The organism is Actinosynnema sp. NPDC020468, from assembly GCF_040642015.1.
Taxonomy (GTDB): domain Bacteria; phylum Actinomycetota; class Actinomycetes; order Mycobacteriales; family Pseudonocardiaceae; genus Actinosynnema.
Window position 1 is genome coordinate 12,578 of record NZ_JBFAEO010000049.1, and the last position, 22,809, is coordinate 35,386.

Consider the following 22,809-nt stretch of genomic DNA (forward strand, 5'->3'; position numbering starts at 1 on the left):
GCCGATGCCCGCGTTCACGCTCGCCCTGTCCTCGGGGGACACCCTCGCCTGCCGCGCCGTGCTGTTCGACCTCGACGGCGTGCTGGTCGACTCGATGCCGACGATCGTCCGGCACCTGCGGGACTGGGCGGTGGCGCACGGCCTCGACGCCGACCGGGTCGTGGAGCTCTCGCACGGCCGCAGCAACGTCGACCTGATCCGGGTGGTCGCGCCGTTCCTGCCGGTCGAGCGGGAGGCGCGGCGGATGGAGCGGCGCGAGGTGGACGACGTGGCGGGCATCGTCGCCCGCCCCGGCGGCGCCCGGCTGCTCGACGCGCTGCCCCGCCGCGCGGTCGTCACCTCCGGCAACACGGCCGTCGCGCGGGCCAGGCTGCTGGCCGCCGGACTGCCCGTGCCGGACGTCCTGGTGACGGCCGACGACGTGCGGGTCGGCAAGCCCGACCCGGAGGGCTACCTCACGGCCGCCGCGCTGGTGGGGGTGTCGCCGGCGGAGTGCGTCGTGTTCGAGGACGCACCCGCCGGCGTCGCGGCCGCCCGTGCGGCGGGAATGCGGGTCGTCGGCGTCGCCGGCACGGTCGACCCCGCCGAACTGGGCGCGGACCACCACGTCGCCGACCTGGACGACGTGCGGCTGTGCCCCGCCGACGCGCACCGGCGGTCGACCGCGTGACCACCTTGCACGTGCCGGTGACCAGGCCGGCGGCCGCCGCGTTCGTGCTGTTCTTCGCGCTCGGCGCGGCGACCGCCGGCATCGGCGCCGCGCTGCCCGACCTGCGCGACCGGTTCGCCGAGGGCGGCGACTCCGGCGGGCTGCTGGTCAGCTGTTACAGCGCGGGCGCGCTCGTCGCGATCGTGGTCTGCGGCCTGCGCAAGCGGCGGATCACCGCCCGGGCCGAACTCGCGGTGTCGATCGCGCTGTTCGCGGTCGGTTCCGCGCTCGCGGGCCTGGCGCCGTCCTGGCCGGTGCTGGTCGGCGCGGTGGCGCTGGCCGGCTGCGGTTACGGCGGCGCCGTGCTGCACGTCAACACCGCGTTCGCGCGCGGTTTCGGCGACCGCGCCGTGCTGATGCTCAACCTGGTGAACGCCACCTTCGGCGCGGGCGCGGTGGCGGCACCGTTCGTGCTCGGGTTCTTCCCGACGGGCGCGGTGTTCGCGGCGATCGGCGTGCTGGCGCTGATCGGCGCGCCCGCGTGGGCGTGCGCCGAGGCCGACGACGGGCCGACCCCGGCCCGGCTGCGCGGACCGGACCTGCGCGTGCTGACCCCGTTCCTGGTGCTGGCGCTGTGCTACGCGGGGTTGGAAACCGGCATCGGCGCGTGGATGGCGACCCACCTGACCTGGATCGGGTTCGACCCGTCCGCCGCGGCGCGGTGGGTCTCGCTGTACTGGCTGGGCGTCACCGCGGGGCGGTTCGTCGTGCCGCTGTTCGCCCGCCGGCCCGCGCCCATCGTCGCCTGGTGCCTGCTGACCGCCACCGTCGCCACGGCCACCGCCACCGTGCCCGACCTGGCGCCGTTCTCCTACGCGGTGGCGGGTTTCGCGCTCGCCGCGGTGTTCCCCACGGTGATCGCCTGGCTGTCCGGCCTGGTGTCGGCCGCCCGGCAGGCCAACGGCCTGGTGCTGGTGGCGGAGCTGACCGGCGGCGTCGTCCACCCGCTGGTGATCGGGCTGCTGGCGAGCCAGGCCCGACCCGCCGCCGTCCCGCTCGCCATCACCGCCACCGGCCTCGCCTCCCTGCTCGTCGTGGGGTGGGCGCACCGGGTGGCCCGACCCGAGGAGCCCGCGTGAAGGTCTTCGGTTACGTCGAGGAGGCGTCGTTCCCGCCGGGAGCGGAGGTCGCCTGCATGATCAGCGCGCCGGGACCCGTCGCGGTCGACGTCGTCCGGCTGCTCCACGGCGACCGCAACCCCGCCGGACCCGGTTTCCGCGTCGAGCCGGTCGACCTGCCGCCGCGGGTCGTGCCGTGCCGGGTGCAGGACACCCACCCCGGCTCGTGCCTGCGCGCCGAGTCCGTCGTGCCGCCGGGCACCCGGACGCTGCGGGTGTCGCTGCTGGTGTGGCCGACGCTGCCGGCGGCGGGCGGCCCGCAGGGCCTGGTGGGCCTGGGGCCGGACCTGTCGCTCGGCCTGGACGAGGGCGGGCACCTCCGGCTGTGGGCGGGCGCCGAACGGGCCAGGCTGCCCCGACCGCTGCTCGACCGCCGCTGGTACCGGATCACCGCCGAGTTCGGCGTGGACGGCGTCGACCTCACCGCGACTCCGCTGCACCCGATCCCCGGCGACGACGAGCGGATGCGGGCCGTCGACCCGGAACCGGTCGACCTGACCGGCGTGACCGACGTCGTCGTCGCCGCGGCCTGGGCACCGGTCGACCGCGCGGGTCGGCCGAGGCCGAGGCACGGCTACAACGGCAAGGTCGAGCGGCCCGTGCTCGGCACCGGCGACGTGGTGCTGGCCGAGTGGGCGTTCGACCTCGAGCCGCACGGTGATCGCGTGGTCGACGTGTCCGGGCGGGACCGGCACGCGACGCTGGTGAACCAGCCGGCCCGGGCGATGACCGGGCACGACTGGACCGGCGAGGTGTCCGACTGCCGGGCCGCGCCCGAGCAGTACGGCGCGATCCACTTCCACGACGACGACCTCTCCGACGCCCGCTGGGACGTGAGCACCCGGCTCCGGCTGCCGGACGACCTGCGCAGCGGCGTGTACGCGGTGCGGCTGCGGGGTTTCGGGGAAACCGACCACGTCCCGTTCGTCGTCCGGCCGCGCGCGCCGCGGTCCGACACCGTGTTCCTGGTGCCGACCTACACCTACCTCGCCTACGCCAACGAGCGCACCGCCGAGAACCCCGACACCGAGGCGGCCAAGCTCACCGACCAGCCGATCGTCGCCGACCCGCACGACCTCGCGCTGCGCGAGCACCCCGAGTTCGGCCTGAGCCTCTACGACCTGCACCGCGACGGCTCCGGCGTCAGCTACTCGACCTGGCGGCGACCGCTGCTCACCCTGCGCCCGGACTACCGGATGTGGCTGTGCCGCGCGCCCCGGCACCTCGGCGCGGACCTGTACCTCGTGGACTGGCTGGAGCACTTCGGCCTGGACTACGACGTCGTCAGCGACCACGACCTGGACGCCGATCCCGACCTGCTCGAGTCGTACCGGGTGGTGCTCACCGGCTCCCACCCCGAGTACCACTCGCAGCGCATGCTGGACGCCCTGCGGCGCCACACCGAGCACGGCGGGCGCCTGATGTACCTGGGGGGCAACGGTTTCTACTGGGTGACCTCGCGGCACGCCGAGCACACCCACCTGATCGAGGTGCGCCGGTCGAGCGGGGTCCGGTCGTGGGAGATCCGGCCGGGGGAGGGGCACCACTCCACGACCGGCGAGCCCGGCGGGCTGTGGCGGTGGCGCGGCCGTCCGCCCAACGCGCTGGTCGGCGTCGGCATGACCGCGCAGGGCTGGGGCGACCGGGCGCGCGGTTACCGGCGCACCCCGGAGTCCCACGACCCGCGCTACTCCTGGGTGTTCGAGGGCATCGCCGACGAGGTGCTGGGCGATTTCGGCCTGGTGATGGGCGGCGCCAGCGGCGACGAACTCGACCGCTGCGACCCCGCGCTGGGCAGCCCGCCGCAGACCGTGGTGCTCGCGTCGTCCTTGCCGCACAGCGACTTCTACCAACTGGCCGTGGAGGACGTCTTCGCGATCACCGCCGACCTGACCGGCTCGACGTGCCCCCGCGTGCGGTCGGACCTGGTGCTCCTGGAGTGCAGCGGCGGCGGCGCGGTGCTCTCGGTCGGCTCGATCTCGTTCCTGGGCAGCCTGTCCCACAACGACTACCGGAACTCCGTGTCGCGCCTGGTGCACAACGTGCTGACCGCGTTCCGGCACCCCGGCCCGGTCGGTCGCGCGCCGGCCGAGAGCGGCGTGGTGGAGGAAGACGGGGACCGGGTGTCGGCACCGGGGCGCGGTCGGTCGTGACGGTCGAGGGGCGCGTCACGGCCGGGCGCGTCAGGGCAGGGTGTGTCAGGGCTGGCGGGCGTTCGTGGTGCCGCCGAGCTGTGCCGTGGCGTGTTCGCGTTGCCCTGCTTCGGGTAAGAGCGGTGTGGGCCTTGGCGTCGGGGTGTGTCAGGGCTGGGTGGGGAGGCGTTCGTGGTGCCACCGTGCCGTGCCGGGTTCGCCTTGCCCTGCTTCGGCTAGCGGTACAGGCCCTGGCGTCAGGGTGCGTCAGGGCAGGGTGGCGAGGCGTTCGTGGTGCCACCGGGCCGTGCCGCCGAGGATCGCGTCCGTCTTGACCCGTCGGAGGTGGCGGTGGGCGTCGTGGTCCCAGGTGAACCCGGTCGCGCCGTGCAGGTGCAGCGCGCTCGCCGCCACCTCCGCGCACACCTCCGCCGAGTACGCGGCGGCGGCCGACACCGCGGTGGCGCAAGCGTTCCGGTCACCCGAGTCCAGCGCCGCGCCCGCCGCCCGCACCGCCGCGTCCGCCGCGGCCAGCGCCACCGACAGGTCCGCGCACCGGTGCTGCACCGCCTGGAACGCGCCCAGCGGCTTGCCGAACTGCGTCCTCGTCGTCACGTGCGCCAACGCCGAGCGGAACACCGCGCCCGCAGCGCCCACCGCGTCCGCCGCGTACAGCGCGAAGTGGGCCTCCACCGCGCGGTCGACCGACACCACCGCCACCCGGGCGGTGGTCGTGTCCAGGTCCACCCGGTCGAACTCGCGCGTCAGGTCCAGCACGGCCCGCGCGGTCACCGCCACCTGCTCCCGCTCGACCACCGCCACCACCTCGTCGTCACCGCACCGCGCGGGCACGACGAGGTGACGCGCCCACCGCGCCCCGTGCACCGCCGCGACCGACCCCGTCAGCCGCACCCCGGAACCGTCGCGCGTCGCCACCGGCCACCCGTCGCCGGGCTCCGGGAAGGCGGGCACGACCAACCCCTCCACCGCGAGCCCCGCCGACCGGGCCATCGCGGCGGCCAACGCCACCCCGGCCGCGGGGATCGGCGACGCCACCTCGCCGGCCACCCTCGCGACCGCCAGCAGGTCGCCGTACGTGCCACCGCCGGTCAGCAGCTCGGCCATCCCCGCCGCCTCGACCCACTCCGGCGTCCAGTCCGCGCCCGCGGTCAACCAGTCGCGGGCCGCGTCGGCGACGGCGGTCATCCGGGCAGCCCCAGGCCGCGGCGGGCGATCACGGTCCGCAGGATCTCCGAGGTGCCACCGCCCAGCGTGTAGGCGTGCGAGTCCAGGTAGCCCACCACCAACTCCTCGTCGTCCAGTCCGGCCGGTCCCGCCAGGTCCAGCGCGCACGCCGCCAACCGCACCCGCAGCTCACCCGCCCTCAGCTTCACCGCGGCCGGGTCGGCGGTCGGCTCCTCCTCCAGGGCGCCCAGCGCGACGACCTCGGCGCGCAACCGGCCCAGTTCCCCGTGCGTGCCCGGATCGTCGCCGACCCGCGCCCGCAGCCGTTCCCACAGCACGCGCAGCACCGGCGCCGCCGCGAACAACGCCCGTTCCCGCACCAGCACGGCGGTCGCCACCGCCCAACCCCGCCCGACGCCGCCCAGCGGTTCGGCCGGCGCGCCGTCGAGGTGGACCTCCGCGAAGTCCGGCTCACCGGTGACCGTCCGCAGCGCGACGGCCCGCACGCCCGGCGCGCGCAGGTCCACCACGAACGCGCTCAGGCCGTCGTGCCGGCCGGAACCCGTGCGGGCCAACAACAATCCCCGGTCCGCCCACTGCCCGTTGGTGGTCCACACCTTGTGCCCGGTCACCCGGTACCCGGCGCCGTCCGGCACCGCCGACGTCCGCAGCGCCGCCAGATCACTGCCCGCCTCGGGTTCGCTGAACAGCACGCACCAGAGGTCCGCCCCCGAGCGGATCGCGGGCAGGTACCGCCGGCACTGGGCCTCGGTGCCGAACTCCAGCAGCGCGCCGGCGGCCACGATCCCGGCACCACCCGGCCGGGGCGCCTGCGCCGCGGCCAACTCCTGCGCCACCACCGCGTCCCGCTCCGGCTGGTGTCCCGGCGTGCCACCGTGGTCGACCGGCCAGTCCGCGCCCACGTAGCCGCGGGCGAACAGCGCCGCCGTCCACTCGCGCCACGCCGCCGCCTCGCGCTCGTCGGCGGGACCCCGCGCACCGGGTCGCCAGGCGGGCGCGTGCCCGGCGACGAACGACCGCACCTCGGCCCGGAACGTCATGCCACCTCCGCGAAGAACCGCGTCACCAGGCGGACCAGCTCGCCGGGCTTCTCCATGAACGCGCCGTGACCGGCCCGGCGGATCTGGGCGTAGCGGGCGCGCGGGATCGTCCCGGCGACCGCCCGACCCTGCGCGGGCGGCGTGAGCACGTCGTCCTCGAACCCGACCACCAGCGCGGGCGCGCGGATACCGGCCAACACCGCCGGGTCCGGCCGGTAGTGCGCGGAGGCCTGGGTGAGGCCGAGCTCGCTGTACCCCTCGACCGGTGGTCGGCCCATCATCTCCAGCGCGTGCGCGGCGAACGCGTCCGAGGCGAGCCTGCGCGGCGCGAACATCACCGACACCCGCAGCAGCGCCATCGTCGCCTCCGGGATCGCACCACCGGACTCCAGGCGCGCCAACGCCTCCGCGTGCAGGTGCCGGTACACCGCGCCCGGCTCCAACCGGGTGCCCGCCAACGCCAGCGCGGACACCAGGTCCGGTCGCGCGCCGGCCAACTCCTGTGCCACGAACGCGCCCAGCGAGTACCCGAACACCCGGCACGGCCCGGTGCCCACCACGTCCAGCAGCGCCGCCGCGTCACCGGCCAGCTGGGCGACCGAGTACGGCGGCGCCGGCACGTCCGACGGCGGCAGGCCGCGGTACTCCGAGGTCAGCACCCGGAACCCGGCGGCCACCAGCGGCGGGCCGAGGAACGACCGCACCACCTCGCAGGTGTGCGGACCACCCCACAGCGCCAACCACGGACCGGCGCCGTCGACGTTCCAGCTCACCGACACCCCGGTCGGCAGCGCGACCACCGTCACCGCTCCACCTCCGCCAGCACCTCGGCCGTGTGCGCGCCGACCGGGGGAGCCGCCGCGCGGATCGTCGTGGGCGTGCGGGAGAACTTCGCCGCCGGACCGGTCAACGGCGCCACGGTGCCGTCGGCGAGCCTGGTCGACTGGAGCATCCCGCGCGCCCACGTGTGCGGGTCCCGCGCCACCTCGTCCACCCCCGTCACCCGCGCGCCGGTCAACCCCGCCCCGGCCAGCACCGCCAGCACGTCGGCCGTCGTCCTGGCCCGGAACCACCCCGCCACGGCCGAGTTCACCGCGTCCCGGTTGACCCGGCGCTCCGCGTTGGTCGCCCACCCCGACGCGCGGGCCAACTCCGGCGCGCCGAACGCCTCGGCCAGCCGCCGCCAGTGCCGGTCGAGGCTCACCACCAGGTACACCGCGCCGTCCGCGCACGCGTACCGGTTCGCCGGCACGAACGGGTCGGTCTCGTCACCCCAGCGCCGGACGGGCACCCCGGTGGCCGCCAGCGTCAGCAGCCCGTTCGTCGCCGACAGCATCGCGTCCGACATCGCCACGTCGACGTGCTGCCCCTCGCCGGTGTGATCACGGTGCCGCAACGCGGCCAGCGCGCCGATCACCGCGTGCAACGCGGCCAGGTCGTCGGCCAGGAACGTGGGCGCCTTGACCGGCGGGCCGTCGGCGGCGCCGTTGAGCGCCATGAACCCGCACGCCGCCTGGATCACCGGGTCGTACCCGCCCAGGTCGCCCCGACCGCCGAACTGCCCGAACCCGGACACCGACACGTAGACCAGGCCGGGGTTGGCCGGCGCGCAGTCCTCGTACCCGAGACCCCACTGCGCCATCGTGCCCGGCCGGAAGTTCTCCACCAGCACGTCCGCCTCGCGGGCCAGCCGGCGCACCACCTCGCGGTCCGCCTCGGTCCGCAGGTCCAGCGCGACGCTGCGCTTGTTGCGGTGCACCGTCTGCTGCATCCAGGACAGCTCCGTTCCGGGGATGCACGGACCGGGCAGCGCGCGGGTGGTGCCCGGCAACTCGACCCGGACCACGTCCGCGCCCAGGTCGGCGAGCACGCAGGTCGCCATCGGACCCGACCACACCGTGGTCACGTCCAGCACCCGCACCCCGTCCAGCGGCCCGGTCAGGTCGCGGCGCGCACCCCGGTAGAACTCCGACTCCTCCACGCGGCCCCCTAAACCCGTTGCACCAGCGAGGCGGTGCCCTGCGACCCGCCGCAGCACATGGTCACCAGCGCGAACTCGGCGTCCGCCCGGTGCAGTTCGTGGACGGCGCTGACCAGCAGCCGCGCCCCGGACGCGCCCAGCGGGTGACCGAGCGCGATCGCGCCGCCGTTGACGTTGAGCCGTTCCGGGTCCGGCCGGAACCGCCGCCGCCACGCCAGCACCACCGCCGCGAACGCCTCGTTCACCTCGTACCGGTCGACGTCGCGCAGGCTCAACCCGGTGCGCGCCAACACCTTCCCGGTCGCCGCGATCGGCCCGTCCAGCAGGTAGTACGGATCCGCGCCCACGGTCACCTGGCCGACCAACCGCGCCAACGGCGTCAACCCGGCGGCCCGGGCCCGGCTCGCGGACGTCCACAGCAGCGCCGCCGCGCCGTCCGACTGCTGCGACGTGGACCCGGCCGTGTGCACGCCTCCCTCGACCAGGGGCGTGAGCCGGGCGAGCCCCTCGGCCGTGGTGTCGCGCAAGCCCTCGTCGGCCCGCACCCCGCCGACCGGCACGATCTCCGCGTCGAACCGGCCGGCGTCGACCGCACGGCGTGCCAACGCCTGCGACCGCACCCCGTACGCGTCGGCTTCGGCCCGGGTGATCCCGTCCCGCGCCGCGATCCGCTCGGCGCCGCCGAACTGGGCGCGCGGCGGGTCGTCCCACGGGTAGTCGGCGGTCTTGTAGTGCCCGCGCACCGCCGTCAGGTTCGACCCGAGGGCCACCCGGGACATCGACTCCACCCCGCACGCGATGCCCACGTCGATCTCGCCGGCCGCGATCAGCGCCGTCACCAGGTGGTTGGCCTGCTGGGCCGACCCGCACGAGGTGTCCACCGTCGTGCAGCCGACCCCGGGCGGCAGACCGGTGCTCAGCCACGCGTTGCGGGTCACGTTGAGGCTCTGCTCGCCCACCTGCGTCACGCAGCCGCCGATCACCTGGTCGACCTCGGCCGCCTCGACACCGGCCCGGCGGAGCACCTCGACCTGCGTCAGCCGCAGCAACTCCACCGCCTTGTACCCGGCGAGCACACCGCCGCGGCGGCCGATGGGGGTGCGGACGGCCGCGACGAGCACCGGCCGGTTCGCGATGTCGGGTCCGGTCAGCACCCGGCATACCCTACTATCCGCTGTCGGCTTTGGAGAAAACGACATCGCGCGTCCAGCATCGGAGTTACCGTGGCGCTGAGAGTGCACTGGTTCGTCCCGTCCCACGGCGACGGCCGCGACCTGGCCGGGCCCGGCCGCCGCGAACCCGACATCGGCTACCTGACGGCGGTCGCCCGGGCCGCCGACGACGTCGGGTTCCACGGCGCGCTGATCCCGTTCGGGCTGTTCTGCGCCGACCCGTTCGTCGTCACGGCCGCGCTGGCCGGCGCGACGCGGCGGTTGCGCCCGATGGTCGCGCTGCGGCCCGGGCTGGTGTCGCCGCTGCTCGCGGCCCAGCAGATCGCGACGCTGCAACAGGTCTGCGGCGGCAGGCTCGCGCTCAACATCGTCATCGGCGGCGACGCGGACGAGCAGCTCCGCTACGGCGACACCGCCGACCACGACCGCCGCTACGCCCGGGCCGACGAGTTCCTGACCGTGCTGCGCGAGCTGTGGCGCGGCGACCCGGTGCGCCACCACGGCGAGTTCTACCGGCTGGACAACGCCTTCCTGGTCCGCCCGCACGAGTTCCCGGAGCTGTACGTGGGCGGCTCCTCGCCGCAGGCCCGCCGGGTCGCCGCCCGGCACGCCGACTGCTACCTGGCCTGGGGCGAGACACCCGCCGCGCTGGCCGCGCTGCGCGCGGAGCTGCCGGACCCCGCACCCCGTTTCGGCACCCGCCTGCACGTGATCACCCGGGACACCGCCGAGGAAGCCTGGGCCGCCGCCGACGAGCTGGTCGCCGGCATCGACCCGGCCCTGATCGCCCGCACCCGGGCCCGCTTCGCCCGTTCCGAGTCGCACGGCCAGCGGCGGGCCGTGGCGTTGCGCGCCGACGGGTTGACCCCGTGCCCGAACTACTGGCTGGGCTTCGGGTTGGCCCGGCCGGGCGCGGGCACCGCGCTGGTCGGCTCGCACGCCGAGGTGGCCGACCGGATCCGCGAGCTGCACGACCTCGGCGTGGCCGACCTGATTCTCTCCGGTCAGCCGCACCTGGAGGAGGCCCACCGGGTGGGCGAGGGCGTGCTGCCGCTGCTGCGGGCCGCCGGCGTGCTGGCCGACTGACCGCTACCCGAACCGCCGCCACAACTCGCCACGCCGCGGCTTGCCGCTGGTGGTGCGCGGAACCGCGCCGCGCACCACCCGGACGTCGGCACCCTGCGCGGCCCGGCGCAGCACCCCGACCAGGTCCGCGGGCTCCGCCGCCGCGCCTTCCACCACGGCCACCGCCCCGGGCTCGCCGTCCCGCAAGCCGAGCGCCACCGCGACCCGCCGCGGATCCGCGCCCGCCTCGGCCAGCGCGGCCTCCACGTCCTCGGCGAACACCGCGCGCCCCCGCACCTTGACGCTGTCACCCCGCCGGCCGACGACGTGCAACTGCCCGTCGCGCAGGAAACCGACATCACCGGTCAGGTGCTCGCCCGAGGTCACACCCGGTCCGGCCACGCCGATCTCGCCGACCACCCCCGCCGGCACCGGCACCCCGTCCTCGCCGAGCACCACCACCCGCGCGCCGTCCACCGGCGGCCCGCACCCGACGAGCCCCTCCGCGACCCGCCACCCCGTGCCCGGCCGGACCCCGGTGACCACCAGCGTGGCCTCGGCGAGCCCGTAGGCGGGCAGCAGCGCGTGCGGGTGAAACCCTTGGGGGGAGAGGAAATCGGCGAACGCGGTCAACGTCTCCGCCCGCACCCGCTCCGCGCCGACGACCACCGCCCGCCACGCCGTGAAGTCCCAGTCGGGATCGCGCCGCGCCCGACGCACCACGTGGTCCAGTCCGAACGCGGGCATCGCCGTGATCGCCGCGCCCCGCCGCCCGAACAGCTCCAGGTACCGCTCGGGCCGCCGCAGGAACTGCTCGGGCCGCATCAGCCACAGGTCGGCGCGACACCACAGGGGCGTCAGCAGACACCCGACCAGACCCATGTCGTGGTGCACGGGCAACCAGGACGCGCCGGCGTCGTCGGGGGTGTAGCCGAGCCAGCGGCGGGTGGCCTCCAACGTGGCCTCCAACGCGTTCCGGGACACCGCGACCGGCCGCGGCCGGTCGCTGGACCCGGAGGTGAACTGGACCAGCGCCGTCTCCGCCGGGCCGATCACGACGTCGGGCCCGGTGCGCTGCGCCAGTTCCTCCACCGTCCACGCCCGGTCGGGCAGCGACCCGACCAGGTCGGCCTCGGTGACCACCCCGGAGGGTTCGACGGCGGCCACGACACCGGCCCAGTGCCGCCGGTACCGCTCGCCGTCGCCGAACGCCGCCGGCGGCGCGACCGGGCACGGTGTCACCCCGGCGAGCACCGCCCCGAACAACGCGGCCACGAAACCCGGCCCCGAGCGCAGCACCAGCAGCACCCGGTCACCCCGCCGCGTTCCCGCCGCCACCAGACCGCGCGCGACCGCGTGTGCGTGCCCGGCCAGCTCCGGGTGCGTCCACCGCTCCCACCCGGTGTCGGTGGCGAAGTCGATTCCCCGGTCCGGACGGGGGTGCTCGAGCCAGTCCAGCAGCCCCGTCACCGCACCGCCCGTGCCGAGAACGCCCAGAGCCGTTCGGCCGCGTCGTCCGCCAGCAGCTCCTCGGGCACCGGCCCGGGTTCCGCGTCGGGGTAGTAGTGACCGGCGGGTGGGAGCGGCGCGAGGGCGGCGGTCAGCACCACCCGGGCGGAGACCTCCGGCCGGCGTGGCGCGGGCACTCCGCGCACCGCCGCCCGCCGCAGCAGGTCGCGGACGTCGTCGCGGGTGAGGTGCCGCCCGATGCCGGTCGCGGTGAGCCCCGGGTTCACCGCCACCGCGTCCACCCCGCGCGTCCGCAACGCGACCGCGTGCAGCAGGCAGGCGGCCTTGCTGGAGGCGTACGCGGCGAACTTGTCGTACGGCTCGTGGTCGAACATCGGGTCGCCGAACCGGAAGGGGCTCAGCGCCGGGCCGCCGGAGGTCACCGCCACCACCCGCCCCGCCAACCGGGGCCGCAGCAGCTCGGTGAACAGGAAGTGCCCGAGGTGGTTGACCGCGAGATGCGTCTCCCACCCGCGCGCGGTCCGACCGCACGGCACCCCCATGACCCCCGCGTTGTTCACCAGCAACCCGACCTCGCCCGGCAGCGCGTCCGCCGCGCGCCGCACCGAGTCCACATCGGACAGATCGAGTTCGGCGAAACCGAAGCCCGACAACGGCGTCCGACCGGCAACGACCACCGCCCACCCGTCCGCACGCAGCGCCACCGCCACCGCCGCCCCGATCCCGCCACCACCGCCGGTGACCACGGCTACCCCGCCCACACCACACCCGCCTCGGCCCAGGTGCTGCCTGCGGTGATCACGACCGCCCCGCCCCCGCGAACACCTGCCTCGGTGCGGAATCCGGGCCGGGTGCTGCCTGCGGTGATCACGACCGCCCCGCACACGCGACATCCGCCTTGGTGCGGAGCCCGGGCTGAGCGTCGCCTGCGGTGATCACAATCGCCCCGCCCCCGCGAACACCTGCCTCGGTGCGGAGCGCGGCCCGGGCGTCGCCTGCGGTGATCACGACCGCCCCGCGCGTACGACACCCGCCTCCGCGAGGAGCCCGGGCCGTGCCGCCTGCGGTGATCACGACCGGCCCGCGCACGCGACACCCACCTCCGCCAGGAACCCGGTCACCGCGGCCACCACCGGCGCCGGGTCCTCGATCGCGCCGCCGTGCCCCAGGTCCAGCTCGCACACCCGCGCGCCCGGGATCCGCGCGGCCGACTCCCGCACCTGGTGCGGCGGGGTCAGCGCGTCCTGCGCGTACGCCAGCACCAGGCACGGCACCGGCACGGCCGCCAACAACTCGGGCTCCACCGGCTCGTCCACCCCCGGAACCTCCGGCGGGAACCGGCGCAACCGGTCCAGTGCCGCCGTCGCGAAGGCGTCGTCCGCCAACGCCCGCGGCGAGAACAGGTGCAGCGCCCGCAGCAGCGCCACCGCGTCCGGGGACGGCGGCTCGTCACCGCGGGCGGCGATCTCGGCCGACGCCGCGGCCGACAACGTCGTCGGCTCGAGGCACGCCGCGCCCAGCACCAGCGGTCGGTGTGGTTCGCGCACCGCGAAGCGCACCGCGGCCGGCACTCCGGGACCGTCGCCGAACACGACATCGACACCCGACAGCGCGGGTTCCAGCCGTTCCCGCAGCAGCGCGAGGCGGAAACCGCCCGAGAACAGGATCACCCGGCGAGCATACAACCGACACCCGACATCGAATGCGACACTGCCCCGGTGCTACCCCGATTCGACGCGAGCGCCGACGCGGTCCTGGACGACCCCTACCCGGAGTACGCGCGGCTGCGCGCGGCGGGCGGCCTCGGCCGGGGCGGGCCCGGCCAGTGGGTGGTGTCCCGGCACGCCGAGGTCGCCGCGCTGCTGCGCGACCGCCGGTTGAGCACCGACTACCCCGAGGACTACCACCGCTACTCGGTCGGCGACGGCCCGGCCGTGGACTTCTTCCGCCGCATCGTCCTGGACCGCGACCCGCCCGCGCACACCCGGCTCCGCAGGCTCATGGCACTCGCGCCGTCGGTGGTCCGCGCCGCCGCGCGGCGGGTGGAGCGCACCGTCGACGAACTGCTGCGCGACCGGACCGGGCTCGACGTGGTGGCCGACCTCGCTGTGCCGCTGCCCGTGTCGGTGATCTGCGACCTGCTCGGCGTGCCACCCGCCGACCGGGACGTCGTGCGCGACCGGGTCGCCGACCTCGCGCGCGGTTTCGCGGTCACCGTGCGGCAGCAGGACCGGGCCGCCGCGCACGACGCCGTGGTGTGGCTGCGGGAGTACATGGCGGCGCTGCCCGCGCGCTCCGGCCTGCTGGCGGCGTTGCGCGCCGGTACCGACCGCGCGGAGGCCGACGACAACGCGGTGTTCCTGTTCTTCGCCGGTTTCGAGACCACGGCCAACCTGATCGCCACCGGCTTCGACGCGCTGACCCGGCACCCCGACCAGTGGGCGCTGCTGCGCGCGGACCCGGACCGCGCGCCGGCCGCGGTCGAGGAGTTCCTGCGCTACGACGCCCCGATCCAGGCCGCCGCGCGGATGGTCGCCGAACCGGTCGCGGTGGGGGACCGGGTGCTGCGACCGGGCAGGCTCGTCGTGCTGCTGCTGGGTTCGGCCAACCACGACGAGACGGTGTTCGCCGACCCGACCCGACTCGACATCACCCGCGCGCCCAACCCGCACGTCGGCTTCGGCGGCGGCGCGCACACCTGCCTCGGCGCCGCGCTGGCCCGCGCCGAGGGCGTCGCGGTGTTCCGCTGGCTGGCCCGCAACCGCGCCGTGCTGGACCGGGCGGGCGAGGCGGAACGCAGGCGCGCCTTCACCTTCCGGGCGTTCACCGCGCTGCCGGTCACCCTGGCCTGACCTCAGGCCGGCCCGGCCTCCACGACCGGGAACACCAGCGTCGGCACCAACCTCGTGCGGCGGAGCCCGGCCTGGGTGAGCAGCGCGTCGATCTGCTCGGCGCTCCGGGCGCCACCACCCGCCATCGCCAGCAGGATCAGGTCGTAGGACCGCCCGACCTCCGCGCTGTCCCCGGGCGTCACGACCGGTTCGAGCAGCAGCAGCCGGGAATCCGGGCGCATCCCCGCCCGCACCGCGCGCAACAGCTCCAGCGCCCGCTCGTCCGACCAGTGGTAGAGCACGCGCTTGAGCAGGTAGGCGTCCGCGCCGGCCGGCACGCCGTCGAAGAAGCTGCCGCCCACCGCCCGCGCGCGGTCCGCCACGCCCAGCCCGTCGAACACCTCGCCCGCGCCCGCCACCACGTGCGGCAGGTCGAGCACCGTCCCGCTCAACCCCGGCAGCCGCGCCAGCAACCCGGCCAGGAACGCCCCGTTGCCACCGCCCACGTCCACCACCGTGCGCAGGTCCGCCCAGCCGTCGTAACCCTGGAGCACCGCGCGCAGTTCCAGCCGGGTGGCCGCGGCCTGCGAGCCGTCGAACCGCTCGGCCTCGCCGGGGTTGCGGGTCAGGTAGCTCCAGTAGTCGGTGCCGTGCACCAGCTCGAACGCCGACTCCCCGGTGCGGACGCTGTGGTCGAACCGCGCCCACGCCCGACTGTCGGCGGGCAGCAGGGGGTAGGCCGCGCGCAGCGACACGGGGTGGTCCGACCGCAGCGGCTGGGCCAACGGCGTCAGCGCGAACGTCCCCGGCTCCACCTCGGTGAAGATCCCCTTGCCCGCCAACGCCCGCAGCACGCGCTCCAGCGCGCCCGGGTCCGCGCCGGTCCGCTCGGCCAGCTCCGCGCCCGGCAGCGGCCCGGCCACCAGGTGGTCGGCCACCCGCAGGTCGCACACCACGCGGATCGCGTACGGCACCACCAGGTCCGCGAGTTCGGCCAGCCGCAGCACGGCGGTGATGTCCAGCCGCGGCCTCGTCCCGGACGCGGTCACCCGCGGTCCCGCAGCACGCCCAGCACGTGCGCCTCGATGTCGCCCACGGTGGCGATCCCGCGCGCGGTCTCCTCGTCGATCGGCGGCAGGTCGAACTCGTCCTCCAGCCCGAACGCCAGTTCCAGCAGCGCCAGCGAGTGGAAGCCCAGGTCCTCGACCAGCCGGGTCCCCGGCTCGGTCCGCGCGTCGGGCGCCTGCGCCAGTTCGAGCACCAGCGCGCGCACGGTCTCGCGCACGTCCTCCTCCGGTCGAGCCGATCCCCAGGTCGCCACGTGCTCGGTCATCCCGCAAGCCTCCACCGGTGTCGGTTCCGGCGGCCGAGCCTAGCCGCTCCGATGTCGGTTCCGCCGCGAGGTGTCGTGTCCGGGTGTCGGATTGCCCACGCGATATCGGGTCCGCTAGCGTCGGCCGCGCAGTCCGGCGGACCGGGCGGGAGGAGTCGCGTGGACGAGTTCGACCTCTTCACCCCGGAGGCCGCCGCGGACCCGTACCCGCTCTACCGCGGGCTCCGGGAGCGCGGGGGAGCGGCGTACTGCCCGTCCGCCGACGCCTGGCTGGTGAGCCGGCACGCCGACGTCGCCGCCGCCTTCGCCGACCACACCGCGTTGTCCTCGGCGCCCGGCGGCGGTTCCGGGCCGCGCTTCCTGCTCACCTGCGACCCGCCCGACCACACCGACCTGCGCAAGGCCGTCGTCCGGTTCTTCACCCCGCGGGTGGTGGCCGACCTCGCGGGCCGGGTCCGCCGGATCACCGAGGACCTGCTGGACGCCGCCGGCGACACCGCGGACGTGATGACCGCGCTCGCCGGACCGCTGCCGGTGCTGGTGATCGCCGAGCTGATGGGCATCGCGCCGGACCGCGCGGCGGACTTCAAGCGCTGGTCCGACGCGACCGTCGGCGGCGTCGACGTGGACCCGCGCGCGCTCGCCGTCGCCACGCTGGAGATGGGCGCGTTCTTCGGCGACGCCATCGCCGACCGGGCCGCCACCCCGACCCGCGACCTCATCGGCCGGTTGGTCGCGCACGGCGGCATGACCCACCGCGAACTCCAGATGTTCTGCGGCCTGCTGCTCATCGCCGGCAACGAGACCACCACCAACCTCATCGGCAACCTGTTGCGCGCGCTGTCGGTCGACCCCGACCAGCGCGCGTTGCTGCGCGCCGACCCGGCGGACGCCGCGCCCCGGGCGGTGGAGGAGGCACTGCGGTTCGACGCGCCCGTGCAGGCGGTGTGGCGGCGCGCGGCGCGGCCCTACCGGATCGGGCCGGACGTGGTGCCGCGCGGCGGGCGGGTACTGCTGCTCCAGGGCGCGGCCAACCGCGACCCCGACCGCCACCCGGACCCGGACCGGTTCGACCTGGCCCGGGCGCCGGTCGGGCACCTCGGGTTCGGCGCGGGCGCGCACTTCTGCCTCGGCACGCACCTGGCCCGGCTGGAGGCCCGCACCGTGCTGGAGGTGGTGGTGGAGCGCGGTATCGACGTCGAGCCCGCGGGTACCGCGCTGTGGAGCACGCCCCCGCCCCGCAGGCGGGACCGGCCCAGGGTGCGCCGCAACCCGGTCGTGCGCGGCCTGCGGTCCCTGCCGCTGCGGCTCGGGCGGGTGCGCGCGTGCACCTGAACCTGTTCACCGAGTGCGCGCCGTCGCCGCAGTTCGAAGGGCTGTGGCGGCACCCGCGGGACCAGTCCGCCACCGGCTACCGCAGCCTGCGGCACTGGACCGACGTGGCCCGGCGGTTGGAGCGGGCCTGCTTCGACGCGGTGTTCTTCGCCGACGTGCACGGCGTCTACGACGTCTACGACGGGTCGTGGGACACCGCGGTGCGCGAGGCCGTGCAGATCCCCTCGCTCGACCCGGTGCTGGTGGTGCCCGCGATGGCCGCGGTCACCGAGCACCTCGGGTTCGCCGTCACCTACTCCACCACCTACCACCCGCCCTACCTGTGCGCGCGGGTGTTCTCCACCCTCGACCACCTCACCGACGGCCGGATCGCCTGGAACGTCGTCACGTCCTACCTGGACTCCGCGGCGGCCAACGGGCTCGGCGAGCACCTGCCGCACGACAAGCGCTACGACCGCGCCGACGAGTACCTGGCCCTGGTGCGCGCGCTCTGGGAGGACAGCTGGGCCGACGGCGCGGTGGTCGCCGACGTGGCGCGCAACGTCTTCACCGAACCGGCGGCGGTGCGATCGGTCGACCACCGGGGCGAGTGGTTCGCGGTGCGCGGGCCGCACCAGTGCGAGCCCTCACCGCAGCGCACCCCCGTGCTGTACCAGGCGGGCGCGTCCGGGCGCGGCCTGGACTTCGCCGCCCGGCACGCCGAGGTCGTGTTCCTGACGCTGACCGATCCCCGGCGCGGCGCGGAGCAGGTGGCCGCGCTGCGCGCCAGGGTGGCGGCGGCGGGCCGCGACCCGGCGTCGGTGAAGGTGCTCCAGGGGATGCCGGTCGTGGTGGGCCGTGACGCCGCCGACGCCCGAGCCAAGGCCGACCTGTTCGTGGAGCTGCACAGCCCCGAGGGTCGACTGGCCAAGTGGTGCGGCTGGATGGGCGTGGACCTGGCCGCCCACCCCGACGACACCCCGCTGGACGAGCTGCCCGCCAACGGCAGCCGCACCCCGCTGGAGTTGTTGCGCCGCACCGATCCCGACCGCGACTGGGTGGTGGGCGACGTGCGCCGGATGGTCACCATGCCACACCGACCGCTGCGCGGCGGCCGGATGATGCTGCACGGCACCGCCGCCGAGGTCGCCGACCAGATGGAGCGCTGGACCTCGCGCGCGGGCGTGGACGGGTTCAACCTGGTGCCGTGCCCACCCGCGACCGGCGTCGAGGACATCTGCGACCTGCTGGTGCCCGAACTGGTGGCGCGCGGCCTGTTCCGCGCCGCCTACGACCCGGCCGAGCGCACCCTGCGCGAACGCTACTTCGGCGTCCGATGAGCCTCGACCTGACCGACGTGGTGCCCCTGGTCCGCGAGCGCGCCGCCGAGACCGAGGCCGCCCGGGGGCCGTCGGCCGAGGTGCTGGCCGCGCTGCGGGCCGCGGGGTGCCTGCGGTTGCTGACGCCTCGCGAGCGCGGCGGGCTGGAACTGCCGCTGCCCGACGTGCTGGAGGTCGTGCGGGCGCTGGCCGAGGGCGACGGCGCGGTCGGCTGGCTCGTCGGCCAGGCCGCCGTGGCCCAGCTCGTGCTCTCCCGCTTCCCCGCCGAGGCGGCCGAGGCGTGCTTCCCCGACGGCCCGGACACCGTCGGCGCGGGCGCCGCCGCGCCCAAGGGCAAGGCGCTGCCCGTCGAGGGCGGCTGGCGGGTGTCCGGGCAGTGGCCGTTCGTCAGCGGGATCGACCACGCGCGGTGGGTGTTCCTCCAGTGCGCCGTGTTCGGCGGGGAGGCGGTCGAACTGCGCGCGATGCTGGTCCCGGTCGCCGACGTCGAGCGGCTCGACACCTGGCGGTCGCTCGGCCTGCGCGGCACCGGCAGCCACGACGTGCGGGTGCGCGGGTTCTGCCCGCAGGCGCGCTCGGCCGACCTGCTGACGGCCGGCGCGACGCCCGACCGACCCGCCTACCGGGTGCCCACCGTCCCGTACGGCGCGACGGTCGTCGCCGCGGCCGCGCTGGGCATCGCCGCTGCGGCGGTCGCCGAACTCGTGGCCTGCTCCGACCGACGTCCCGCGTTCAGCCGCGACCGGCTCGCCGACACCCCCGAGCACCTGGCCGGGGTGGGCCTGCTGACGACCAGGCTCCGGGCCGCCGACGCGCTGCTGGCCGCCGACGCCCGGACCGCCCACCATGCCGCCGAGACCGGGCGATCGTTTTCCGGAGACCTGGGCCGGCTGCGCAGCGCGGCGGCCTGGTGCGCGCACGAGGCGCGCGCCGTCGTGGACGCCGCCCACCGGCTCGCGGGCGGACCGGCGGTGTACGACGGAACGCCGCTGCAACGCCACCTGCGGGACGTGTACACCGCGACCCAGCACGCGGCCGTCAACCCCCAGGCGCACACCGCGCTCGGCACCGAGATCCTCCGAGGAGCACAACCGTGACCCAGATCGTCACCCCTTACCTGCACTACGCCGACGTGGCGGGCGCACTGGACTTCCTGTCGGCGGCCTTCGGGTTCCGGGAAACCCTGCGGATGCCCGCCGACGACGGCAGCGTCAACCACGCCGAGATGGACGTGCCCGGCGGCGGCCACCTCATGCTGGGCGACCCGGGCCCGGACTACCGGACACCCCACCAGCTCGGCGGGCTCACCCAGGTCCAGTTCGTGGTGATCGACCAGGACGTGGCCGAGCACTGCGAGCGGGCCCGCGCGGCCGGCGCGGTGATCGTCCAGGAGCCGCACGTGCAGTCCTACGGCCCGGTCGGCTACCTGGCCGAGGACCCCGAGGGGCACCAGTGGTCGTTCAACGGGGCGAACCGGTGACGGCGACCGAGTCGGACGTCCGGCAGATCGCCCTCGAACTCCCGGAGACCGCGGAACGCACCTCCTACGGCACGCCCGGCTGGCGGGTGGCGGACAAGCTGTTCGCGCGGATGCACGAGGACGACGGCGTGCTGGTCGTGTGGTGCGCGGACGAGGGGGAGAAGGAGGCGCTGCTCCGGTCCGCGCCCGACCGGTTCTTCACCACCGCGCACTACGACGGCCACCCGATGGTCCTGGTCCGCCTGGCCGAGGTCGACAAGGCGGAACTCCGCGAGCTGCTCACCGACTCCTGGCGGACGCGCGCGCCGAAACGCCTGGTGGACGGGTGATCAGGGCAGCGCGGCCACCTCGCGCGCGGAGAGGATCTCCGGGTCCGGCCGCGAGGTGAGCCGGACCCCGCCCGCGAGTGCCACCGCCTCCGCGGTGATCCGGCACAGCGCCAGGTGGTGCTGTGCCGCGCCCCGCAGGTCCGTGCCCGCCGCGACCGCCCGGGCGAACTCCACCATGGCCGCGTGCGTGGCGTCGGGCCACAGCACGTCCAGGACCTCGCGGTAGGTCGGCGCGGGCGGGCCGATCAGCGAGGTCACCGGCTCGGTCAGGTGCGGCGCGGTCACCTCGTCGTACCCGGTCGCCGCCTCCGCGCCCGCGGGCAGGTGCGGACGCGGCGACCACAGCACCGGGCCGTGGGTCGTGGCCAGCGTCAGGTGGCCGCCCTCGGTGCCGAGGGTGACGCGGTGGTAGGTGTGCGCGTGGTTGTCCGGCACGCGGGCGTCCAGCTCGGGTTGCACGCGCACCGTGACGGGCACACCCGCGATCTCCCCTTGCAGGCACCGGTACGGGTGGTCGCCGGGCGCGTCGACCGCGGCGAGCCGCCACGGCCTGAGCCCGCCCAGGACCAGCCCCAGCAGGTCGAACATCGTGTACGCGACCTGGAACGCGCACACCGCGTCCACGTACAGCGCGCGTTGGCGGCGCAGCAGGGCCCGAGCCCGGTCGACGAACCGGCGCACCGGCTCCACGTGCGGGTAGTGCGTGTTGACCGCGTACGGCACCCCGCGCGCCGCGCGCAGCGTCTCCACCAGCTCCCGCTCGCCGAGCGGGTGCTCCTGCAACACCGGGACGCCGCGCGCCAGCAGCGCCTGGGCCAGCCGCGCGCCGGGGCCCGAGTTGATGCCCGCGCCCACCACCACGCACGCGATGTCCACTGCGGACACCTGGGCCACGTCGGTCCACAGCGGCACCCCGTACCGCGCCGCGCACCGCCGGGATCGCTCGCCGCCGGCGGCCAGGATGCCCGCCAGCACCAGCGGCGGCCGCACCCCGGCCAGGTAGGCGCGCCCGAACTTCGTGCCGCAGACCAGGACCCGGGTCACACCGCGCCCTCCTCGAAGGCGGGCACCCCGTCCAGCACGTCCACCCCGGCGAACCCCGGCAGCGACGGCAGCGCCGCCACCAGGTCCGCGTGGTCCAGCACGTCCACCGGGTACGCCACCCCCGGCGGCACCCGCCCGGCCAGCACCTCCCGGGTCGCGTACGCGGCGATACCGCCCGTCAGGCCGTAGGTGTCCGTGCCGCGCAGCACCAGGGTGCGCTCGACGTCCCGCCCGGTCAGCCGGAACACCAGCCGCTGGTAGGGGTTGCGCCCGAACAGGTCCAGGTCGGCCGCGCCGATCAACTCGGCCGCCGCCGCGTCCAGGTCCGCCGCACCCGTCATGGCCGCCTGGAGCCGGCCGAGCGCGGCCGACAGGTGACCCGCGCCGTCGAACACCGTGTACCAGTCCGCCTCGGCCAGTCGCAGCGCGGCGGCGGTCCGCTCGGCCTCGCGGCTGAGGTACGGGTAGGTCGTGACGCGGCCGGGGAAGAACGGCAGGTCCACGTCGTCGGAGGGGGAGAGCGCACCGGACACCCGCCGCCCGTCCCGCCACGCCGCCCGCGCCTCACCGTGCCCACCGCCCAGGCTGAGCAGGTAGTCGCCCGCGCCGGCCGGGGTGAGCCGGTCGACCAACCCCACGTGCGCGGTCAACGCCACCGGTTCGACCAGGTCCGCGGCCAGCCACCTCGGCAGCACGGCGGTCAACCCGGGCACGAGCCCGGCGTCCAACACCACCGCCCTCGTGGGCTCGACGCCGGCCAGCGCCCGGTGCACCGGCTCGTCACCGCCGGGATCGACGTAGTGCGCACCCGCGGCGAGGGCCGCCCGCGCGACGGTGTCGAGGTGCCGGTAGGACGGCCCGGCGCAGTTGAGCACCACCGCGCACCCGGCGCAGAAGTCGTGGAGCGCCACCGGATCGGTGAGGTCGACCTGGACGGCCTCGGCGCCCAGTTCGGCGGCCAGGGCGGTCGGCGGCACTCGGCCACCGAGCCGCAGCGGGCCGACGTTCCAACCGGCGAGCACCCGTGTCGCGGCCCGGCCGACACCGCCGGACGCGCCCAGCACGCCGATCATCGGCCCACCTCCGCGCGGAAGTGCCGGTGTGCGGCGGAGTTGCCCGCTCGGTCGCCGATCCCGGTGGCGGGTACGCGCGTCGTGGCCCGGCTCGCGCGCAGCACGTCGAGCCGTACCTCCGCGTGGACACTGTGGTGTGTGGTGGGATTCGCCGCTTGGACGCCGTTTCGGG

The 22,809-nt window shown here is 75.8% G+C and carries 22 protein-coding genes; 10 read left to right on the forward strand and 12 right to left on the reverse strand.

All coding sequences use genetic code 11. The annotated features are described in order from the left end of the window. Positions 1-4: 4 nt before the first annotated feature. The 3 genes from AB0G50_RS28625 to AB0G50_RS28635 are packed head-to-tail and all read left to right on the forward strand — an operon-like array spanning position 5 to position 3,980. Positions 5-670 (forward strand): HAD-IA family hydrolase, encoded by a 666-nt coding sequence (locus AB0G50_RS28625; protein ID WP_360114351.1) that lies wholly within the window; start codon positions 5-7, stop codon positions 668-670. Then, a complete protein-coding gene (locus AB0G50_RS28630; RefSeq protein ID WP_360114354.1) occupies positions 667-1,788 on the forward strand; it encodes an MFS transporter in 1,122 nt (373 codons plus the stop codon). The genes AB0G50_RS28625 and AB0G50_RS28630 overlap by 4 nt, the downstream gene beginning before the upstream one ends. Beyond that, a complete protein-coding gene (locus AB0G50_RS28635) occupies positions 1,785-3,980 on the forward strand; it encodes a N,N-dimethylformamidase beta subunit family domain-containing protein (protein ID WP_360114357.1) in 2,196 nt (731 codons plus the stop codon). The genes AB0G50_RS28630 and AB0G50_RS28635 overlap by 4 nt, the downstream gene beginning before the upstream one ends. Before the next feature lie 246 nt (positions 3,981-4,226). On the opposite strand, the gene AB0G50_RS28640 is transcribed toward AB0G50_RS28635, so the two are convergent. Genes AB0G50_RS28640 through AB0G50_RS28660 form a run of 5 tightly spaced genes read right to left on the reverse strand, consistent with a single transcriptional unit; the run spans position 4,227 to position 9,340 of the window. After that, complete coding sequence (locus tag AB0G50_RS28640) at positions 4,227-5,165, reverse strand: acyl-CoA dehydrogenase family protein (protein ID WP_360114360.1); 939 nt, start codon at positions 5,163-5,165, stop codon at positions 4,227-4,229. Beyond that, the gene (locus tag AB0G50_RS28645; protein WP_360114363.1) at positions 5,162-6,205 is read right to left on the reverse strand and encodes an acyl-CoA dehydrogenase family protein; all 1,044 of its coding nucleotides are present in this window, start codon (positions 6,203-6,205) and stop codon (positions 5,162-5,164) included. Before AB0G50_RS28645 ends, AB0G50_RS28640 begins: the two co-directional genes overlap by 4 nt. Then, positions 6,202-7,011, reverse strand: a complete 810-nt coding sequence (locus AB0G50_RS28650; RefSeq protein ID WP_360114366.1) for an alpha/beta fold hydrolase — start codon at positions 7,009-7,011, stop codon at positions 6,202-6,204. Before AB0G50_RS28650 ends, AB0G50_RS28645 begins: the two co-directional genes overlap by 4 nt. Further along, on the reverse strand, positions 7,008-8,186 hold the full coding sequence (locus AB0G50_RS28655) for a CoA transferase (RefSeq protein ID WP_360114369.1): 1,179 nt from the start codon (positions 8,184-8,186) through the stop codon (positions 7,008-7,010). The genes AB0G50_RS28650 and AB0G50_RS28655 overlap by 4 nt, the downstream gene beginning before the upstream one ends. Before the next feature lie 8 nt (positions 8,187-8,194). Continuing rightward, a complete protein-coding gene (locus AB0G50_RS28660; RefSeq protein ID WP_360114372.1) occupies positions 8,195-9,340 on the reverse strand; it encodes a steroid 3-ketoacyl-CoA thiolase in 1,146 nt (381 codons plus the stop codon). Between the two features lie 69 nt (positions 9,341-9,409). On the opposite strand from AB0G50_RS28660, the gene AB0G50_RS28665 reads away from it, so the two are divergent. Further along, on the forward strand, positions 9,410-10,444 hold the full coding sequence (locus AB0G50_RS28665) for an LLM class flavin-dependent oxidoreductase (RefSeq protein ID WP_360114375.1): 1,035 nt from the start codon (positions 9,410-9,412) through the stop codon (positions 10,442-10,444). A 3-nt stretch (positions 10,445-10,447) separates the two neighbouring features. On the opposite strand, the gene AB0G50_RS28670 is transcribed toward AB0G50_RS28665, so the two are convergent. The 3 genes from AB0G50_RS28670 to AB0G50_RS28680 form a co-directional block, all read right to left on the reverse strand. Continuing rightward, a complete protein-coding gene (locus AB0G50_RS28670) occupies positions 10,448-11,893 on the reverse strand; it encodes an AMP-binding protein (RefSeq protein ID WP_360114378.1) in 1,446 nt (481 codons plus the stop codon). After that, complete coding sequence (locus AB0G50_RS28675) at positions 11,890-12,654, reverse strand: SDR family NAD(P)-dependent oxidoreductase (RefSeq protein WP_360114381.1); 765 nt, start codon at positions 12,652-12,654, stop codon at positions 11,890-11,892. Before AB0G50_RS28675 ends, AB0G50_RS28670 begins: the two co-directional genes overlap by 4 nt. A 309-nt stretch (positions 12,655-12,963) precedes the next feature. After that, positions 12,964-13,563: an alpha/beta hydrolase gene (locus AB0G50_RS28680; RefSeq protein WP_360114384.1), complete on the reverse strand. Its 600-nt coding sequence runs from the start codon at positions 13,561-13,563 to the stop codon at positions 12,964-12,966. A 48-nt stretch (positions 13,564-13,611) separates the two neighbouring features. Between AB0G50_RS28680 and AB0G50_RS28685 the strand changes: the two genes are divergently transcribed. After that, positions 13,612-14,745, forward strand: a complete 1,134-nt coding sequence (locus tag AB0G50_RS28685; RefSeq protein ID WP_360114387.1) for a cytochrome P450 — start codon at positions 13,612-13,614, stop codon at positions 14,743-14,745. Between the two features lie 2 nt (positions 14,746-14,747). Here the strand turns inward: AB0G50_RS28685 and AB0G50_RS28690 are convergent, their stop codons facing one another. Both AB0G50_RS28690 and AB0G50_RS28695 read right to left on the reverse strand, forming a co-directional pair. After that, positions 14,748-15,773: a methyltransferase gene (locus AB0G50_RS28690; protein WP_360114390.1), complete on the reverse strand. Its 1,026-nt coding sequence runs from the start codon at positions 15,771-15,773 to the stop codon at positions 14,748-14,750. Further along, positions 15,770-16,057, reverse strand: a complete 288-nt coding sequence (locus AB0G50_RS28695) for an acyl carrier protein (RefSeq protein WP_360114393.1) — start codon at positions 16,055-16,057, stop codon at positions 15,770-15,772. Before AB0G50_RS28695 ends, AB0G50_RS28690 begins: the two co-directional genes overlap by 4 nt. 159 nt (positions 16,058-16,216) lie before the next feature. Here AB0G50_RS28695 and AB0G50_RS28700 point away from each other — a divergent pair, with 159 nt between their 5' ends. Genes AB0G50_RS28700 through AB0G50_RS28720 form a run of 5 tightly spaced genes read left to right on the forward strand, consistent with a single transcriptional unit; the run spans position 16,217 to position 20,520 of the window. After that, positions 16,217-17,392, forward strand: a complete 1,176-nt coding sequence (locus AB0G50_RS28700) for a cytochrome P450 (protein ID WP_360114396.1) — start codon at positions 16,217-16,219, stop codon at positions 17,390-17,392. Further along, a complete protein-coding gene (locus AB0G50_RS28705; protein WP_360114399.1) occupies positions 17,383-18,711 on the forward strand; it encodes an NtaA/DmoA family FMN-dependent monooxygenase in 1,329 nt (442 codons plus the stop codon). The genes AB0G50_RS28700 and AB0G50_RS28705 overlap by 10 nt, the downstream gene beginning before the upstream one ends. Further along, the gene (locus AB0G50_RS28710; RefSeq protein ID WP_360114402.1) at positions 18,708-19,808 is read left to right on the forward strand and encodes an acyl-CoA dehydrogenase family protein; all 1,101 of its coding nucleotides are present in this window, start codon (positions 18,708-18,710) and stop codon (positions 19,806-19,808) included. The genes AB0G50_RS28705 and AB0G50_RS28710 overlap by 4 nt, the downstream gene beginning before the upstream one ends. Next, positions 19,805-20,191: a VOC family protein gene (locus tag AB0G50_RS28715; RefSeq protein ID WP_360114405.1), complete on the forward strand. Its 387-nt coding sequence runs from the start codon at positions 19,805-19,807 to the stop codon at positions 20,189-20,191. Before AB0G50_RS28710 ends, AB0G50_RS28715 begins: the two co-directional genes overlap by 4 nt. Beyond that, positions 20,188-20,520: an MmcQ/YjbR family DNA-binding protein gene (locus AB0G50_RS28720; RefSeq protein ID WP_360114407.1), complete on the forward strand. Its 333-nt coding sequence runs from the start codon at positions 20,188-20,190 to the stop codon at positions 20,518-20,520. The genes AB0G50_RS28715 and AB0G50_RS28720 overlap by 4 nt, the downstream gene beginning before the upstream one ends. Here AB0G50_RS28720 and AB0G50_RS28725 read toward each other — a convergent pair whose 3' ends face one another. Continuing rightward, positions 20,521-21,564: a Gfo/Idh/MocA family oxidoreductase gene (locus AB0G50_RS28725; RefSeq protein ID WP_360114410.1), complete on the reverse strand. Its 1,044-nt coding sequence runs from the start codon at positions 21,562-21,564 to the stop codon at positions 20,521-20,523. Continuing rightward, positions 21,561-22,637 carry a saccharopine dehydrogenase NADP-binding domain-containing protein gene (locus tag AB0G50_RS28730; protein WP_360114413.1) on the reverse strand — a complete coding sequence of 359 codons (1,077 nt, stop codon included), beginning with the start codon at positions 22,635-22,637 and terminating at the stop codon, positions 21,561-21,563. Before AB0G50_RS28730 ends, AB0G50_RS28725 begins: the two co-directional genes overlap by 4 nt. Between the last annotated feature and the right edge of the window lie 172 nt (positions 22,638-22,809).

What these genes read in the sequence shown, in the direction of transcription:
- AB0G50_RS28625 (WP_360114351.1), top strand. Translation starts at nt 5, where the DNA reads ATGCCCGCGTTCACGCTCGCCCTGTCCTCGGGGGACACCCTCGCCTGC.
- AB0G50_RS28640 (WP_360114360.1), bottom strand. Translation starts at nt 5,165, where the DNA reads ATGACCGCCGTCGCCGACGCGGCCCGCGACTGGTTGACCGCGGGCGCG.
- AB0G50_RS28645 (WP_360114363.1), bottom strand. Translation starts at nt 6,205, where the DNA reads ATGACGTTCCGGGCCGAGGTGCGGTCGTTCGTCGCCGGGCACGCGCCC.
- AB0G50_RS28695 (WP_360114393.1), bottom strand. Translation starts at nt 16,057, where the DNA reads ATGACCGAGCACGTGGCGACCTGGGGATCGGCTCGACCGGAGGAGGAC.
- AB0G50_RS28710 (WP_360114402.1), top strand. Translation starts at nt 18,708, where the DNA reads ATGAGCCTCGACCTGACCGACGTGGTGCCCCTGGTCCGCGAGCGCGCC.
- AB0G50_RS28730 (WP_360114413.1), bottom strand. Translation starts at nt 22,637, where the DNA reads ATGATCGGCGTGCTGGGCGCGTCCGGCGGTGTCGGCCGGGCCGCGACA.